Annotated in this window: 18 protein-coding genes; 13 read left to right on the forward strand and 5 right to left on the reverse strand. The window is 41.2% G+C overall.

The features are described from left to right. Positions 1-3: 3 nt before the first annotated feature. The 3 genes from H625_RS0109415 (at position 4) to H625_RS13630 (ending at position 2,580) form a co-directional block, all read left to right on the forward strand. Positions 4-1,131: a cysteine desulfurase family protein gene (locus H625_RS0109415; RefSeq protein WP_026859681.1), complete on the forward strand. Its 1,128-nt coding sequence runs from the start codon at positions 4-6 to the stop codon at positions 1,129-1,131. Continuing rightward, complete coding sequence (gene thiI / locus H625_RS0109420; protein WP_026859682.1) at positions 1,128-2,330, forward strand: tRNA uracil 4-sulfurtransferase ThiI; 1,203 nt, start codon at positions 1,128-1,130, stop codon at positions 2,328-2,330. The genes H625_RS0109415 and thiI overlap by 4 nt, the downstream gene beginning before the upstream one ends. Before the next feature lie 85 nt (positions 2,331-2,415). Beyond that, positions 2,416-2,580 (forward strand): hypothetical protein, encoded by a 165-nt coding sequence (locus tag H625_RS13630; RefSeq protein WP_156897217.1) that lies wholly within the window; start codon positions 2,416-2,418, stop codon positions 2,578-2,580. Positions 2,581-2,980: 400 nt separating this feature from the next. On the opposite strand, the gene H625_RS0109430 is transcribed toward H625_RS13630, so the two are convergent. Together H625_RS0109430 and H625_RS0109435 are read right to left on the reverse strand one after the other, a co-directional pair. Next, positions 2,981-3,364, reverse strand: coding sequence for a cytidine deaminase family protein (locus H625_RS0109430; RefSeq protein ID WP_084135816.1), 384 nt, complete (start codon positions 3,362-3,364; stop codon positions 2,981-2,983). Positions 3,365-3,379: 15 nt separating this feature from the next. After that, positions 3,380-4,177 carry an NAD kinase gene (locus H625_RS0109435; RefSeq protein ID WP_026859684.1) on the reverse strand — a complete coding sequence of 266 codons (798 nt, stop codon included), beginning with the start codon at positions 4,175-4,177 and terminating at the stop codon, positions 3,380-3,382. Between the two features lie 205 nt (positions 4,178-4,382). On the opposite strand from H625_RS0109435, the gene H625_RS13280 reads away from it, so the two are divergent. The 8 genes from H625_RS13280 (at position 4,383) to H625_RS0109475 (ending at position 11,340) form a co-directional block, all read left to right on the forward strand. Further along, on the forward strand, positions 4,383-4,910 hold the full coding sequence (locus tag H625_RS13280; RefSeq protein WP_051239046.1) for a DUF6241 domain-containing protein: 528 nt from the start codon (positions 4,383-4,385) through the stop codon (positions 4,908-4,910). A gap of 144 nt (positions 4,911-5,054) precedes the next feature. Further along, complete coding sequence (gene sppA, locus H625_RS0109445) at positions 5,055-6,056, forward strand: signal peptide peptidase SppA (RefSeq protein ID WP_026859685.1); 1,002 nt, start codon at positions 5,055-5,057, stop codon at positions 6,054-6,056. A 12-nt stretch (positions 6,057-6,068) separates the two neighbouring features. Continuing rightward, positions 6,069-6,653 (forward strand): RDD family protein, encoded by a 585-nt coding sequence (locus tag H625_RS12945; RefSeq protein ID WP_035785700.1) that lies wholly within the window; start codon positions 6,069-6,071, stop codon positions 6,651-6,653. Between the two features lie 105 nt (positions 6,654-6,758). Further along, positions 6,759-7,658 (forward strand): class I SAM-dependent methyltransferase, encoded by a 900-nt coding sequence (locus H625_RS0109455; protein WP_026859686.1) that lies wholly within the window; start codon positions 6,759-6,761, stop codon positions 7,656-7,658. 7 nt (positions 7,659-7,665) lie between these two features. Further along, positions 7,666-8,856, forward strand: coding sequence for an acetate kinase (locus H625_RS0109460; RefSeq protein WP_026859687.1), 1,191 nt, complete (start codon positions 7,666-7,668; stop codon positions 8,854-8,856). Positions 8,857-9,015: 159 nt separating this feature from the next. Next, positions 9,016-10,182: a PDDEXK-like family protein gene (locus H625_RS0109465; RefSeq protein WP_026859688.1), complete on the forward strand. Its 1,167-nt coding sequence runs from the start codon at positions 9,016-9,018 to the stop codon at positions 10,180-10,182. A 56-nt stretch (positions 10,183-10,238) separates the two neighbouring features. Further along, on the forward strand, positions 10,239-10,742 hold the full coding sequence (locus tag H625_RS0109470) for a GNAT family N-acetyltransferase (protein WP_026859689.1): 504 nt from the start codon (positions 10,239-10,241) through the stop codon (positions 10,740-10,742). A gap of 79 nt (positions 10,743-10,821) precedes the next feature. Further along, entirely contained in the window at positions 10,822-11,340 is a 519-nt protein-coding gene (locus H625_RS0109475; protein ID WP_026859690.1) for an isochorismatase family protein, read from the forward strand. A 443-nt stretch (positions 11,341-11,783) separates the two neighbouring features. Here H625_RS0109475 and H625_RS0109480 read toward each other — a convergent pair whose 3' ends face one another. Together H625_RS0109480 and H625_RS0109485 are read right to left on the reverse strand one after the other, a co-directional pair. Continuing rightward, positions 11,784-12,839, reverse strand: coding sequence for an LLM class flavin-dependent oxidoreductase (locus H625_RS0109480; protein WP_026859691.1), 1,056 nt, complete (start codon positions 12,837-12,839; stop codon positions 11,784-11,786). Between the two features lie 111 nt (positions 12,840-12,950). Then, on the reverse strand, positions 12,951-13,448 hold the full coding sequence (locus tag H625_RS0109485; RefSeq protein WP_026859692.1) for a universal stress protein: 498 nt from the start codon (positions 13,446-13,448) through the stop codon (positions 12,951-12,953). Between the two features lie 143 nt (positions 13,449-13,591). Here H625_RS0109485 and ald point away from each other — a divergent pair, with 143 nt between their 5' ends. Next, a complete protein-coding gene (gene ald, locus H625_RS0109490) occupies positions 13,592-14,707 on the forward strand; it encodes an alanine dehydrogenase (protein ID WP_026859693.1) in 1,116 nt (371 codons plus the stop codon). Positions 14,708-14,799: 92 nt separating this feature from the next. On the opposite strand, the gene H625_RS0109495 is transcribed toward ald, so the two are convergent. Further along, positions 14,800-15,375: a hypothetical protein gene (locus H625_RS0109495; protein WP_026859694.1), complete on the reverse strand. Its 576-nt coding sequence runs from the start codon at positions 15,373-15,375 to the stop codon at positions 14,800-14,802. Between the two features lie 98 nt (positions 15,376-15,473). Between H625_RS0109495 and H625_RS0109500 the strand changes: the two genes are divergently transcribed. Continuing rightward, complete coding sequence (locus tag H625_RS0109500; protein WP_026859695.1) at positions 15,474-16,163, forward strand: metal-dependent hydrolase; 690 nt, start codon at positions 15,474-15,476, stop codon at positions 16,161-16,163. Positions 16,164-16,184 lie beyond the last annotated feature (21 nt).

Genomic DNA, 16,184 nt, shown 5'->3' on the forward strand with positions numbered 1-16,184 from the left:
AGGATGATATATTTTGATAATGCAGCGACGACAGCACCTTATAAAGAGGCGCTTGAAGCCTATATGACGGCCAGCGAGAAGTACTTTTACAATACAGCAAGTATTCATCAGAGCGGCAAAGATGCAGCGAGACTGCTAGAGGCGGCGCGTGCTCAAATACTGGAACTGATGGATTTGAAAAAATACGATTTAGTCTTTACATCGAGTGCGACAGAAAGTAATAACATTGCGATTCAGAGTATGCTGAAGAAAAAGAAACAATTCGGCAAGACAATATTGACGAGTGAACTTGAACATCCGAGTATCGTTAACGTCCTTGAAGAAATGAAAAAGGACGGCTTTACGGTTAAATATATAAACACAATGGCTGACGGGACAGTTGATATCGAACATTTAAAAATACTGCTGAACAGCGACGTGGTATTCGTTACAGTGATGGCACTGAATAACATAATAGGCAGTGTGCAGCCGATAAAAGAAATTACCGGGATGCTGAAAGATTATCCGAAAATCCATTTCCATGTCGACGCAACACAAGCAATCGGCAAAGCGGATCTGGGTTACAACGGGGCCGATACAATCAGTATTTCTGCACATAAATTTAACGGTGTTAAAGGCATCGGCGGACTGTTCGTCAGAGACCTTGCAACGCTCCGTGCTGTACAATACGGCGGCGGACATGAGTATAATATCAGAAGCGGTACGGTGAATCTACCAGGCATTGTAGCAATGGCCAAAGCACTTCGTCTGACGCTCGGTGAAGCACGTGAAGTGAATAAGCGCCTCAGCCGGTTTAATGAAAAGATAAGAGATGCAGTTAAAGATTTAAAAGCTGTTTATCTCCAGCCTGAAGCAGCACCTTATATTGTCAACATGTCATTTGCCGGAGCAAAAGGCGAAGTAGTGGTGAATGCATTATCAAAACGCGGTATCGCAGTATCGACGACAAGCGCCTGCGCATCTAAACTCGCAACATTAAACGAAACACTTCTCGCATTAGATAATGAAGATAAAATTATCGAGGGCAGCATCCGTATCTCAATGGGACGGAATACAGCTGAAGACGATGTAAATAAATTAATTACAGCATTACAAGAGGTTTATGAAGAATTAGGAGATGTACTGAAATGAAATTTGACCACATATTAATCCGCTACGGAGAACTGACGCTGAAAACAAAAAACAGAAAAATGTTTGTGAATGCGCTCCGTGACCGTATGCGAAAGGCACTGAAACAATACGACGTGCAGATTAAAGCGAACCGCGACCGTGCTTATATTGTTTTAAACGAAGAAGACCCGCATGAAATTATCGATAAGTTAACAAATATCAGCGGAATTTTAAGTATGTCACCGGTTGTCAGACTGGAAAAAACAGACGAGGCAATGAAGGAAACAGCACTTAAATTTGCACATGAAATCGAAGCTGGTTATTCATTTAAAATTGAAGTGAAACGTGCAGACAAACAGTACCATCTGGACACATACGGAGTGCAGCAGCTGCTCGGTGATTACGTAACAATGAATACGTCACACCTTACAGTTAATGTGAAAAAACCGGATTATAAAATACTTGCTGAAATTAGACCCGACGCGATTTACATGTACTATGAAACGATTAAAGGACTTGGCGGACTCCCGCTTGGTACAGGCGGCAAAGCACTGTTAATGCTGTCGGGCGGCATCGACTCACCGGTCGCAGGTATCGATATTATGCGCCGTGGAGTGGAAATCGAAGCAATTCACTTCCATTCTCCTCCGTATACGAGCCCGCAGGCAACAGACAAAGTCAAAGCACTTGTCGACATTATGAGTGAAAGAACAGGCTTCGATATTAAACTTCACATCGTGCCGTTCACAGAACTGCAGACGACATTATATGACCGCATTCCGGACAACCTGTCGATGACATCAACACGACGTATTATGCTCCGTATTGCTGAGAAATTGACAATGCAGATTGGCGGAGAAGCAGTCGTTAACGGTGAGAACTTAGGTCAGGTTGCGTCTCAGACACTGACGAGCATGTTTGCGATAAATGAAGTAACAACACTGCCGGTACTGCGTCCGTTACTCACTTTAGAGAAAAACGATATCGTTAAAATGGCGAAAAATATGGGCACATATGAAACATCAATCCTGCCATTTGAGGACTGCTGTACAATATTTAAACCAAAAGCACCGAAGACCAAACCATCATTAGAATCGGTTAAGAAATTTGAGAAAGCTGTAGATTTTGAACCGATGATTGAAAAAGCGATGGAAAATATTGAAGTCTATATGCCATCTAAAAAAGAAGATAGTAAAGAAGAATTCAGCGATCTGCTGTAGAAATATAATTACCTCCGAGAGTTTAACTTTCGGAGGTTTTATTATATAGTCGGAATTAAGTACGGGGGTAAAGTGGAGGGATTTAATGAAAAGCTTAGGGTTTTTATGTCTGCTTGTTGTCATTCTTTTATTTGTGACACTGGCACTTGATTTACATAATTTTGGTCTGCTGACATACGGTCTGGGATTTAGCTTAACAATATTAAGTATATTTTTCTTTAAAGCATCGGTTGAAGCTGGCCAGAAATAGGTGATATATACTGCTATATGAAGTTGATTCACAACGGTGAACCGCCGTTGTGAACCGAGAGTGCTGGAATGACAACAGGGAACCGCCGTTGTGAACCGAGAGCCTTGGAATGACAACGGGGAACCGCCGTTGTGAACCGGGAGGGCTGGAATGACAACAGGGAACCGCCGTTGTGAACCGAGAGTGCTGGAATGACAACAGGGAACCGCCGTTGTGAACCGAGAGTGCTGGAATGACAACAGGGAACCGCCGTTGTGAACCGGGAGCGCTGGAATGACAACAGGGAACCGCCGTTGTCATTCCAAGCGAGAGAACGCCCAAACTCCACCGCAATAACTCCGTATAAATCAAAAAAGTCAGCCCGGACAATCAAATCCCAGGTCTGACTTTAATTTTTCAGCTATACATCCCAGCGCTCGGGCAGCAGTTCGCTCAATGGAAAGAGTCTGTCACCAGGAAGGTGGACAGCGCAGTCATAATTCTTATTATGAATCTGCACGATAAATTCCCGGCACCTGCCGCACGGCGGAAGTATCCGCCCGTCACGGTGCACCGCGATAATTTCTTTTATCCTTGTTTCCCCTGCTGTAACCATCGCTGCGATTGCTGAGTGTTCTGCGCAGAAACCGATTGAGCATGCAACATCGATAGCGACGCCTGTATAGACATTATCGTCTTTAGTAAGCAGGGCGGATGCAACGTATCCTGCTTTGCCATTTCTCGCAAGCTTTCTCGGCCGCAGCGTATTTTTAGCTATTGTCTGCAAATCATATTTTTCTATCATATTAAACTGCCGCCTTTACAGGAAGTTTCTCTGTGCTTTGTGCCAGAATGTATTGTTGTGGAGTCTGATTGTGTTAATTTTTTTATCGCTTAATTTAACACTGACTTTTTCAGTGTTCTGTACGCTTAATGCTTCGTTATCCATACTCATGATTGGATAGTAATCGTCAGATTGATCGATAACGAGAGTGATTGGACGCTCTTTTGATAACAGAAAACTTGTGCCGAGTGTACGGTGGTTATTATTGTTTACACTGCCGAGTTCAGTGACCTGCATCGCATTGACCAGCGGGTCAACGACAGCACCGCCAAGCGACTTGTTATAGCCCGTGGAGCCGGTCGGTGTTGATATCACAATACCGTCACCGTTAAAGTGTTCGAACAGAAAGTCTTCTATGTAAAGATCCATTTTTATCGTGCGGACTAAACTCGAACGCAGCGTAAATTCATTCAGACAGTAGTTTGGCTGATTGTTATTTACCTTTACTTCAATTACAGGATAGCTGCGTGTTTCGAAGTTATTCAATTTAAAGACCTGTCTGATTTCTAATAGATTATGGTAATTAAAATCTACATACATATAGTTTTTCTCTTTAATACCGATGCCGATATACATGCAGTCGTTTCTGAAATCGTTCTTTCTAACCGCCTGTAAGAAGGCGCCGTCTCCTCCGATGGATGCTACAATACTCGCCTCATTACAGTTTTCAACAGTTTTAATTCCGATATCTGCAAAAAGATTTTCGAGATCACTGACAATCTTTTTTGAATTCTTATTGTTTGGTTCAAAGAAATAAATAGTGTTATTTGTCATATTTAACGTACTCCTATATCAAAATAATTCATTTATACATTTAAATTTTCGAATAATATTGGGAAATAAGTAAATTATTGCTAAAATTAATAGTTCTGTATTCTATTAAAAACTCATTAATATGATTAGTTCAAATTATATACTAGTGAGTCATTTTATGCATGACCGAATGCTGAGTATGTCCAAATATGAAAGGGGGGAGTTCTTGAAGAAAGAGATGAAAATAGCGGTGACTGTTTTTCTGATTATCCTTGCGATTGTCCTGGCGGCAGGTATAATTTACTTTGTTTATACAGACTACGGCAAGACCTCGGGGAATGAACAGGCAGAATCATCAGTTGATCCGGACGGCGAGATTCAGCGTCTGTTGGAAACTGATAAAAAAATCGAGTTTGACGACACTGCAAATTCAGAAGGGGAGCCTTCGGAATGGAACTTCTCTGATGATCTTCATAAAATGACACATCAGAAAGTTAAAGCGGAGATTAAATGGGGCAGTTTGGAAATTACAAAAGAGCGTATTAACAACATGCTTACAACGGCAGAGAAATCTGATTATCAGTACAAAGATTTTTACATAGAAACATTATCAGCCTGGCAGCAGGGTGATTTTACGAATGCTGTGCAGGTACATAACGTCATATGGAAATCACAAGACGGGAGTATCGGTATTGCGACCGGTCTTTTAACAGAAAAAGAAGAAATGGAATATAAGGCGAAACATTTTGATTAAAAAAGACATCTCCGGATGTCTTTTTTAATTTCTAATACATGTTAAGCGGTCATAAAGTTGATATAAACAAATCATGCTGCCAGGCGAAACACATACAAAAAAGTGTTATCATAAAACTGACTTTTAAATAGAGGAGGATGTTTCATGAAAAGAATTATCGCGTTAGTTTCAGCAATAGCGCTGGTCATCCTCGGTCTCGGTGCGTCATTTATGACGTCGCTGTGGGCGAGTGACTGGGAAGATATGTTTAATGAATTTTCAGGTGCAAATGAACCGGTGAGTCAGGTGCTTGAAGAAGGGGACGCCGGCAATAAAATTGCTGTTGTAAACTTTGATGGTGTCATTCAGGATACGGGGACTACCGGCAGCGGAATGTTCGCTACAGAAGGCTATGATCACCAAATGACAATTCAGGCCTTAAAAGATATTGCAGCTGAAGATACATACAGTGCAGTACTGCTCAATGTTAACTCGCCGGGCGGCGGTGTCTTCGAAAGTGCGGAGATACATAAATATCTGATGGAAATTAAAGAAAGCGGCAAGACAATTTACAGCTCGATGGGCAACATGGCAGCGTCAGGCGGCTATTATGTTTCAGCACCGGCTGATCAAATCTTTGCTACAGATGAAACAATCACCGGATCAATCGGTGTCATTATGCAGAGCATGAACTACACTGAGCTCGCTGAAAACGTCGGAATTTCCTACGATGTGTATAAGAGCGGTGAAATGAAAGACATGATGTCTGCTTCACGCGAAGCAACTGAAGAAGAGCAGGATTACCTGCAGAGTATCGTCGATACGATGTTCCAGGATTTCGTTGATGTTGTTGCGGACGGACGCGGCATGTCTGAAGAACAGGTAAGAGAACTTGCTGACGGCAGAATTTATCTCGGCGGCGAAGCAATTGAAAACGGTCTTGTTGACCAGCAGGGTTACTTTGACGATGCGCTTGCTGCATTGAAAGAAGAAGTCGGCGGCACTCCGCAAGTAGTGGAAATCGGCGGCGCACAAACAACATCATTCCCGTTCGGCGTTAAAATCCAAAGCGCAATAGAAAGTATTACAGGCGGCGGAGAAGTGAAAATGGTTCAGGAACTGATAAACAACCGTCAGGGTGTAGAGCCGATGTATCTATATGAATAAGGAGGAATTTCGATGGAAGAGAATAATGGAATTGTAAGAAAAGATACCGATTATATCCAGCAGCTGGATTACATGACGCATGCTTCCTTTTTCCCGAGATTCATCAGCTACATTATAGATATTATCGTGCTGTGGGCAGTGGCCCAGCTGACAATCGTACCGATTTTAACGGTGCTTGAAGTCAGGGACGTCTATTTTGGAATTGAAGCATTGTCGATTGAAAACATTTCGACGACGCTGCTGTACTTCATCTACTTTACACTGATGACTTATTTCCTTAAGCAAACATTAGGTAAAATGATTTTAGGTATCAGTGTTATCTCAGCAAAAGGCACGAAACTGACATTCAGCCAAGTGTTCTTCAGAGAAACTGTAGGCAGAGTCATTTCAAATGCACTGCTGTATTTGCCATATCTTGCAGTATTATTTACCGACTCAAAAATCGGACTGCATGACTTTATCGGTGATACGTATGCGGTTAATAATAAATATAAAGAATACGGCGACGTAATTAAGAGCGAAATGCATCCGGATACCGCTCACAAATTACAAGAAAAAGAAGAAATCAGCCACGTGTCGGACCGAACTTTCCAATAAAGCCGATGTTAAGTGTTTGAAGCGGCGACAGTGATATAATATAATCAAGTTAACTAGGGCTATCCTATTCGGATAGTCCATATTTTGTTTAAAGAGGGATATTTAATGGCCAAAACTACGATGGAACAAGTATATGAAGAACTGATTACCAGAATAGATGAGATTGTCAAAAACGATGAAAAACCAAGATTGGAAGCATTAGCAGAAAGTTTGCTGCAAGTAAATGCAGAAGGTTCGATGAGTGACCTTAGAAAAGCGTTCCAGTTTGCTTACCTCTACCAGGTAAAAGAAGAACCTGTACAAAGCAATCACCAGCTGACGCCGGATGCGATCGGTTACTTAGTCGCTCATATTATCGATTTATTTACTGCAGGAAAAGAAACTGAACTGATGGATGTCGGCAGCGGTACAGGACACCTTGCAATGACAGTGAAAGAAATGGTCGACAATGTAAACCTTTCAGGTGTTGAAGTGGACCCGGCACTCGCAGAAATTAATGCAAACTTATGTGAGTTCTTAAAAGTGCCGATGTACATTCACCCGCAAAACGTTATTGAACCGAGCAGGATTCCGTCAGCAGAAATTGCAATCGGAGACTTACCTGTCGGTTATTACCCGCTCCCGGCTGTGGATTACAAAACAGCATTTTCAGAAGGCCAGAGCTACGCTCACCTGCTTATGCTTGAAGCGGGCATGAACTTAGTGAAAGATGACGGCTTAGGTGTGTTTATCGTACCGTCAAATATGCTTGAAGAAAATAACGAGACGATAAAAAAATATATTTCCGAAGATGCGTCATTGCTGATGTTCTTAAACTTACCGGCAACAATCTTTAAAACGGAAAAACAGCGTAAATCAATTATTGTACTGAAAAAAGGATTCTCGCCGCTTGTGAACAACGAAGTGCTGATCGGCGATGTGCCTGATTTTAAAAATGCCGAGAAAATGCAGGAGTTTTTACGTCAGCTGAACGATTGGTATGAACAATACAGCGGAAAGCAGTGATAACACCATGACAAAAATTATTGCGATCAATGCCGGCAGTTCGTCCTTTAAATTTGAACTGTTCAAAATGCCTGAAGAAACTGAAATTGCCCGCGGTTTAGTCGAGAGAATTGGACTCGGCGGCGGGAAATTCACACTCGCCTATAAGGGCGGACGGGAAACGTTTGAAAGAAACTTTAAAGATCATAAAGAAGCAGTTAACGTCATGCTGGAAGCATTGATAGAAAAGAATATTATTAAATCTATGGATGAGATTGAAGGCACCGGGCACCGTGTCGTGCACGGCGGGGAAACATTTACCGAAGCTGTAGTTATCGATGACGAAGTCATCAGAGAAATAGACAAGCTTGCTGAATTTGCGCCGCTTCACAACCCGGCAAACTTAATGGGTATAGAGGCGATGATGGAACTGCTGCCGTCGGTAACTCACGTGGCAGTATTTGATACATCATTCCATCAGACCATGCCGGAAAGCTCGTACTTATACAGTCTGCCTTACAAATATTATAATGACTACCGTATTCGTAAATTCGGCTTTCACGGTACGAGTCATAAATATGTAACCGGCCGTGCGAGTGAATTGTTAAAACGTCCGATTGAAGAATTAAGACTAATCAGTTGCCACCTAGGCAACGGAGCAAGTATCGCTGCAGTTAAAGCCGGCGAATCATTGGATACATCAATGGGCTTTACCCCATTAGCAGGTGTAACGATGGGAACACGATCAGGAAACATCGATCCGTCTCTCATACCGTATATAATGGAGAAAACCGAGAAAAGTGCGGTTGAAGTACTGAACGTGCTGAACAAAGAATCGGGACTGCTCGGAGTCAGCGGATTTTCAAGTGATTTAAGAGACATTACCGATGAAGCGAGAAAAGGCAACAAACGCGCCGAACTTGCGTTAGAAGTATTCAGCTCGAGCATCCATAAATATATGGGCTCTTACGCCGCACGCATGGGCGGGGTTGATGCGATAATTTTCACCGCAGGTGTCGGGGAAAACTCTGCTTTGATTCGTGAGAAGGTTTTAGACAGCCTTGAATTTATGGGCGTTTATCTGGATAAAAAAACCAATAGCGAAACAGTCGGCATTGAAGCGACAATCAGCCATTCGTATTCACCGGTCAAGGTATTAGTCATTCCGACAGACGAAGAGGTTATGATTGCGAGAGAAGTGTTGAGATTGGCGGAGTAGTTTATCAAGAATTCAAATTAAATTTACCACCTTCATCGAAATAGATGGGGGTGTTTTTTATGTTTCAAGTCATAATTGGTGATATAAATTGATGATCGCAATGTTTTTATATATAGTTGATGAAAGTATTTAAAAAATCTGACTATAAAGGGTGGTTGTATGAAAGAATCGCCAGATAAGATAGCCTTGGAAGAATTTTTGAAGGATATTGAAGTGTTGCAAAAAGTTGAAGACGGGGTATCTACTTTTAATGTGTTTGATATTTTAGGAGTGGTGAATAATGAACTCCGTCACAGTAATATGCTGAGATGGTTAATGACACCGTCAGAAGCTCATGGATTAGATGATTTATTCATGAAAAAGTTAATACAAAAAGCTATTGTTAATGACAAAAACTCAAATCAACTCTACGATATGTTGAGTACTTTACTTAATGAATACAGTGACTTAGTCGTTTATAGAGAAAGAAAAAATATAGATATTCTAGCAGTATCTGAAAACAGTAAATTTGTTTTAGCAATTGAAAATAAAATCTGGTCTGTTGAGTCGAAGTACCAGTTGAAAAAATATGAAAAAATAGTAAGTAATGATTATCCAGATTACTCACAGATATTTATATACCTTTCACCGTATGGAACAAAAGCTAAAAATTCAAATGCATGGATAAATATGAGTTACCGGGATGTCATTGATATTTTAAAATTCATTATAGATCATAGAAAAAATAAAATAGATACTTCAATTATAAATTTTATAGAACAATACATAGAAATTTTAAGGAGGAATATTGTGGGAGATTCAGAACTTAAAAAGATATGCGAAGAAATTTATTTTAAACATAAACGGGCATTGGATTTAATATATGAACATAAGCCAGATTTGAGAACTGAAATCTCTGATGAACTAAAGGAATTTATTAAAGGTGAAAAAACCTTAATTCTAGATGATTCAAATAAACATTTCATAAGGTTCACAACAAACAGGCTCGATGAAATTATTCCAAAAATTTCTGATTGGACCAGCTCGAAACGTTTAATGTTATTTGAAATAGATAATTTGAATCCTTTAAAAATAGCACTGGTACTTGGGAAAGGGGATGATCAGGAAAGAAGAGAATTGTATGAAGTAGCAAGAAGAAATGAATTTAAAGGGATAAGTACATTGGAACGACATTTTCCAAGACTGTACTCCTCTCAATTATATGAATATAAAGAATATGAGAATTATGAAGAAACCCTGGATAAAGTAGTTGAACAGATGCAGTTATTCATTTCCATAAAACTCCCTGAGATAGAAAATACGATTATTAATCAGTATAATAAATAAAAGAATTAGAAAGTTGAAGGATCATATACAGCTTTAAAATGAGGAGAATTTTTAATATGAAAATCAGAGCGCTCGAAGAAACGGATTTGGAGTTCGTACATCAGCTGAACAATGAATATTCGATTATGTCGTACTGGTTTGAAGAACCGTATGAATCGTTAAGTGAATTAAAATATTTATATGAAAAACATATGATGGATGCTGACGAGAGAAGATTTGTGATTGAAGACGACGGTATGCTGGCGGGTATTGTTGAACTGGTTGAGATTAATTATATTCACAGAAACTGTGAAATTCAGATCATCGTCAAACCTGAGTTTAACGGTAGAGGCTATGCGAAATTTGCGTTTGCACAGTGTCTTGCGTATGCATTCAACATTCTGAACATGAATAAAGTTTATCTGTACGTCGATACTGAAAATGACAGAGCTGTTCATATTTACAAGAAGAGCGGATTTGAAATAGAGGGCACTTTAAAAGAGCAGTTTTATACTAAAGGTCAATATCAGGATGCCTATCTGATGGGGCTTTTAAAGCGCAATTGGCATCAAGAAGACTAGCAGCTCATTTGAGCTGCTTTTTTAATACTTAAAAATGGGTATATATAGAATATAAACAATTTAGACAGGATGTGGGAATATGCTTGTAGTAATAGACGTCCAAAATGATACGTTTGATAAAAGAGGTACGAACTTTGCCGAGTGGTCCAAAGTTATTGAAGACGGTATTGCGAGGAGAATTGATGAAGCAATAGAGAATAACGAATCCATTATCTATACGAAAAACTTATATCCCGACTTCGAATATGACGAACGTTCCGCGGAATCAATCCATTTTGATGAAGCGATATATCCTAAATTTTACGAACGTCTTGAGGGTTACGGCGACGAATATACAAAAACCTTTTACGGTATCCCGCCGGAACAAGGAAAAAACATTTACGAAAACTATAAAGATGAAGTCGAGACCAATCAGAAAATCGAATTCATCGGTGTCGAAACAAACGTATGCGTCCTCGCGAATATTATGGTAATTCAGAATATCTTCCCGAAAGCTAACATTACGGTGAATAAAAAACTCGTTGCCGCAGCCAGCGACGATCTGCACGATAAAACACTCGAAGTATTGTCGAACATGAATGTATTTATAGCAGAATAGGAGCTTGGGACATATGAGTGTCCTGAGTTCTTATTTATTTTTGACTTTTTAACGGAGTCGGATAACGTTGTGGCTTTGACATGGTCATCCGGGAGGCTTTGGACTACCATGTAGCTTTGACATGGTAACTCGGGAGACTTTGGACTACCATGTAGCTTTGACATGGTAACCCGGGAGGCTTTGGACTACCATGTAGCTATGACATGGTGACCCGGGAGGCTTTGGACTACCATGTAGCTTTGACATGGTAACTCGGGAGACTTTGGACTACCATGTAGCTTTGACATGGTAACTCGGGAGACTTTGGCCTACCATGTAGCTTTGACATGGTAACCCAAAAAGCTTTGGACTACCATGTTCATTCGACAAGGGCATCCAAACCAAAAAATTACCGCCTTATAATAAAAAAAGAGGGCATTCGCAAATGTCCCCCTCAAAAAATACTATATCTTTCTTTCAGCTTTTATCTTCGCAACTCCGTCTCTGACAAGCGGCGCGACTTTTTCACCAAACAGTTCAATAGTCCTAATGACCTGATTGTGAGGCATTGTACCGACAGGTGTTTGAAGTGTAAAACGCTCAACACCCATGTGTTCGTACAAAGCGATAATTTTTCTTGCGACGGTTTCCGGGCTGCCGACGTATAGTGCGCCCTCCGGATCACACATATTATCAAAGGCTTCCCGTGAATATTCTCCCCAGCCGCGTTCGCGTCCGAGCTTCGTCATCGACGTTGAAATTGATGGGAAGAACAAATCGCGTGCTTCACCGTCTGTATCCCAAACAAATCCATGGGAATTCGTTGCGACTTTTAATTTACTTTCATCGTGTCCTGCAGCTGCACCAATCTGCCGGTAAAAGTCAGCGATTCTCGCAAACTGAAACGGGCTGCCGCCGATAATCGCAAGGACTAAAGGCATTCCGAGCTCTGCTGCGCGTTTAGCAGATTGCGGTGTACCGCCGCTCGCTATCCAGATTGGAATTTCATCCTGCACGGGTTTTGGGAATATTTCAGTATTTTCGAGTGCTGGCCTGTGCGTCCCGGACCAGTTAATTTTTCCGCCTTCTTGCAAAGCCAACAGTAAATCCAATTTCTCATTGAACAGGGTATCGTAATCATTTAAATCGTAGCCGAATAACGGAAACGATTCGATAAACGACCCGCGTCCTGCCATAATTTCAGCACGGCCGTTTGAAATTCCATCCAAAGTAGCAAAGCGTTCGTAAACGCGAACCGGATCATCTGAGGACAGCACAGTTACGCCGCTCGACAGACGGATATTTTTAGAAACTGCAGCGCCGGCCGCAAGTACAACATCCGGGGCACTGACCGCATAGTCATTTCTGTGATGTTCACCAATTGAAAACACATCGAGACCAACGCGGTCAGCGGCTGCGATTTCACGTACAAGTTCCTGCAGGCGTTCTGCATGTGATATTGTTTTCCCAGTCTGGGGGTCAAAGACCGCATCACCAAACGTATTAATTCCAAGTTCCATAAGTAACCTCCGAAAGTAAATTTGAATTCAGTGTAGCTGATATAGTAGAAATAAAAAAGTAATGAGCCCGAAGAGCCCATTACTTTTAAAATTAAAACATTCTTTTAACCATTAGCGGTTTTGTTCCATAAAGTCTTCAGTCGCTACCAGCGGTTCAAAATCCGAAGGTAATGTTTCAGTGCGGACGACTAATACGTCACATTTTGCGTTTCTTACAATCGCTTCTGATACCGAACCGATAATGAATCGCTCAACAGCATTCAGACCGGTAGAACCACAGACGATTACGTCCGCGCCAATTTTTTCCACAGCTTTTTTAGGAATAATTGATTTCGGTGAACCATAGTCGATGATTTTCTCTACATGTTCAACACCTTTGTCTAATGCGACTTTCTCATATCCATCAAGGAGCTTCTGAGCAAACTCGTTTGCACGTGCTGAAATTGAACGGTCATACGCTTCAACAGACGCGAAAGAGCGTGTATCGATAACGTTGATAATAGAAAGTTTCGCATTGTTACGTTTCGCAGCTTCGACTGCTTTCTGGAATGCCCACTCTGCTTCATGTGACCCGTCTACTGCAACTAAGATGTTTTGATATTGTAACATTTAAAATCAACTCCATTTCCTTTTCTTACTTATATTATACCACATGTGTGCGCTTCCAAAACTTTAAATATTAAGATAGTTATAGACCAAATTGCGGATTATTGTGATACAATATATTTGTTTGATTAAAGGGGGATTTGGAAATGATTATTGGTATACCGAAGGAAGTAAAAAACAACGAAAACAGAGTAGGTCTGACACCAGGCGGCGTATACGCTTTTGTGCAGGCAGGACATACTGTTCTCGTAGAAACAAACGCAGGCAGCGGTTCGTATTTTGAGGATTCAGCGTACACAGAAATGGGTGCAAAAATCGTCGGTACAGCAGCGGAAGCCTGGGCTGCTGAAATGGTAGTAAAAGTAAAAGAGCCATTGGCTGAAGAATTCGATCTTATTAAGGAAGATTCAATTCTATTTACATATCTGCACCTTGCGCCGGAAGAAGCCCTGACTCAAGTGCTTGTTGATAAAAAAGTAACTGCAATCGCTTATGAAACGATTCAGCTGCCGGACGGTTCACTGCCGCTTCTTGCACCGATGAGTGAAGTAGCAGGACGCATGGCACCACAAGTCGGCGCTCAGCATCTGATGAGCATCAACGGCGGAAAAGGTATCCTTCTTAGCGGTGTACCTGGTGTTGAAAAAGCTAAAGTAACTATCGTCGGCGGGGGAGCTGCGGGTACGAACGCTGCCAAAATGGCACTCGGCCTTGGCGCAGACGTAACAATTTTAGACTTGAACCCTAAACGTTTAAGAGAGCTGGATGACCTGTTCGGCGCGCGCGTGCAGACTTTAATGTCTACGCCGTTAAATATTAAAATGGCTGTTGAAGCAAGTGATTTAGTTATCGGCGCAGTATTAATTCCAGGAGCGAAAGCACCGAAATTAGTATCTGAAGACATGATTAAAAACATGGCGCCGGGATCAGTTATCGTCGATATTGCAATCGATCAGGGCGGTATTTTTGAAACGACTGATAAGATTACAACACACGACGATCCGACATATGTGAAGCACGGCGTTATTCATTACGCAGTCGCAAACATGCCGGGCGCTGTACCGCGTACATCTACAAACGCACTGACAAACGCGACACTTCAGTACGGATTATTGATTGCGAACAACGGCTATAAAGAAGCACTTGTTAAAAACCCTGTAATTGCAGGCGGATTCAATACATTCCAGGGGCACGTCACTTATGAAGCAGTTGCCGAAGCTCAAAACAGAAAATTCGTAAGTATTCACGACTTATTAGTATAGAACGATAAAAAAACAGCCCTCGTGGCTGTTTTTTTGTTTATGCGGCGGTGTTTATCGTGTAGCTGGGCTTGAGTTATGCATCCGCCGAACGTCTATTGCTCAATTACTGCAACTTCAAAAGGTATGCTCTTCTTTAAATCCTTGAGCTGTTCCGGACGAATCAGCGGGATAATCGACAAACGTTTTTTAACGTGCATTTTTAATTTCGCAAGCGGCTGCAGCTGACTAAAGTTTCTTATATCAATATCTCGGAGGTCATACATTACGCCAGAGACATCATGGTCGATAAATATCTCAGCCAGCCGGCTGTGCAGGAAGTAGGGCACTTTCGTAAATGACGGGCCGATAATAAAATGTTTGTTCCGTATTTCACTCGACAGTGTTTCCAGCAGCACGGTATTCACATCGTGGAAATCGCGCGTAAATATCTGGTCGATGATAAAACCGTCGGCCGCACTTTCCTGTCGTATCGTTTCAATCAGAGTATTTTCAATCATGAAGTCGTTCGTTTCATAAAAGTTATTTATCGTTATATATATTTCACTGTCCGGTGTGAGTTCACGCTGCATTTTAGGCAATATTAAGTTCGGTGTATTAAAGTCAGGATATGAAAATAAAACAGCGTCAGATTCCATGTTGAGTGCATGTGTTAAATAAATGTGTTTCATCGTTTTATCTCCTTATATATAAAATGTCGTTTTAATGATTATTAAAAAGTTTTTCAGGGAATAGATAATTATTAATAATTTAAACAGGAGTGGTAATTTTGACTGTAAAATTTCATGGACATGCGGTACTTTCGCTTAATAACAATGATACAGATGTCATCATCGACCCGTTTATTAATGGCAATGATTTAACGGATTTAACAGTAGATAACGTTAAAGCTGATTATATTATACTAACACACGGTCATAATGACCATGTTGGCGATACGATTGAAATTGCTAAAAATAACAATGCTACGGTAATTGCACCGGTGGAGCTGGCAGCTTATATAGAAAGCCAGGGTGTTGAAAAAACTGTCGGCATGAACGTCGGCGGTGAAGGTGAGTACGATTTCGGTAAAGTAAAATTCGTGCATGCCTTCCACACGTCAAGCTACACTGACAATGATGGTGTTACGCATTATACAGGTGAGCCGATGGGCTTAATTTTAACAATCGGCGAGAAGAAAGTTTACGTGACAGGCGACACCGGGCTGTTCGGCGATATGGAACTGATTGCGAAAAGAAACGGACCGATTGATATTTGCTTTATTCCAATCGGCGACCACTTTACGATGGGAATCGACGACGCGGTTTACGCGGTAAACGAACTGATTAAACCGACAGTTGTTGTGCCGGTGCACTTCGATACGTTCCCGCCAATCAAGCAGAATCCTGAGGAGTTTAAAAAGAAAGTTAATACAGTATGCCAAATACTGAAACCGGGTGAAGCAGCGAAGTTCTCATAACACCAATGATGGAAACTCTCT

The organism is Jeotgalicoccus psychrophilus DSM 19085 (genome assembly GCF_000425845.1).
GTDB lineage: Bacteria > Bacillota > Bacilli > Staphylococcales > Salinicoccaceae > Jeotgalicoccus > Jeotgalicoccus psychrophilus.

Bases quoted from the DNA above. Each gene is read 5' to 3' on its own strand.
- H625_RS0109415 (WP_026859681.1), top strand. From the start codon at position 4: ATGATATATTTTGATAATGCAGCGACGACAGCACCTTATAAAGAGGCG.
- H625_RS12945 (WP_035785700.1), top strand. From the start codon at position 6,069: ATGGAAGAGAATAATGGAATTGTAAGAAAAGATACCGATTATATCCAG.
- H625_RS0109475 (WP_026859690.1), top strand. From the start codon at position 10,822: ATGCTTGTAGTAATAGACGTCCAAAATGATACGTTTGATAAAAGAGGT.
- sppA (WP_026859685.1), top strand. From the start codon at position 5,055: ATGAAAAGAATTATCGCGTTAGTTTCAGCAATAGCGCTGGTCATCCTC.
- H625_RS0109435 (WP_026859684.1), bottom strand. From the start codon at position 4,177: ATGACAAATAACACTATTTATTTCTTTGAACCAAACAATAAGAATTCA.
- H625_RS0109480 (WP_026859691.1), bottom strand. From the start codon at position 12,839: ATGGAACTTGGAATTAATACGTTTGGTGATGCGGTCTTTGACCCCCAG.
- ald (WP_026859693.1), top strand. From the start codon at position 13,592: ATGATTATTGGTATACCGAAGGAAGTAAAAAACAACGAAAACAGAGTA.
- thiI (WP_026859682.1), top strand. From the start codon at position 1,128: ATGAAATTTGACCACATATTAATCCGCTACGGAGAACTGACGCTGAAA.
- H625_RS0109495 (WP_026859694.1), bottom strand. From the start codon at position 15,375: ATGAAACACATTTATTTAACACATGCACTCAACATGGAATCTGACGCT.
- H625_RS0109465 (WP_026859688.1), top strand. From the start codon at position 9,016: ATGAAAGAATCGCCAGATAAGATAGCCTTGGAAGAATTTTTGAAGGAT.
- H625_RS13630 (WP_156897217.1), top strand. From the start codon at position 2,416: ATGAAAAGCTTAGGGTTTTTATGTCTGCTTGTTGTCATTCTTTTATTT.
- H625_RS0109485 (WP_026859692.1), bottom strand. From the start codon at position 13,448: ATGTTACAATATCAAAACATCTTAGTTGCAGTAGACGGGTCACATGAA.
- H625_RS0109470 (WP_026859689.1), top strand. From the start codon at position 10,239: ATGAAAATCAGAGCGCTCGAAGAAACGGATTTGGAGTTCGTACATCAG.
- H625_RS0109460 (WP_026859687.1), top strand. From the start codon at position 7,666: ATGACAAAAATTATTGCGATCAATGCCGGCAGTTCGTCCTTTAAATTT.
- H625_RS0109430 (WP_084135816.1), bottom strand. From the start codon at position 3,364: ATGATAGAAAAATATGATTTGCAGACAATAGCTAAAAATACGCTGCGG.
- H625_RS0109455 (WP_026859686.1), top strand. From the start codon at position 6,759: ATGGCCAAAACTACGATGGAACAAGTATATGAAGAACTGATTACCAGA.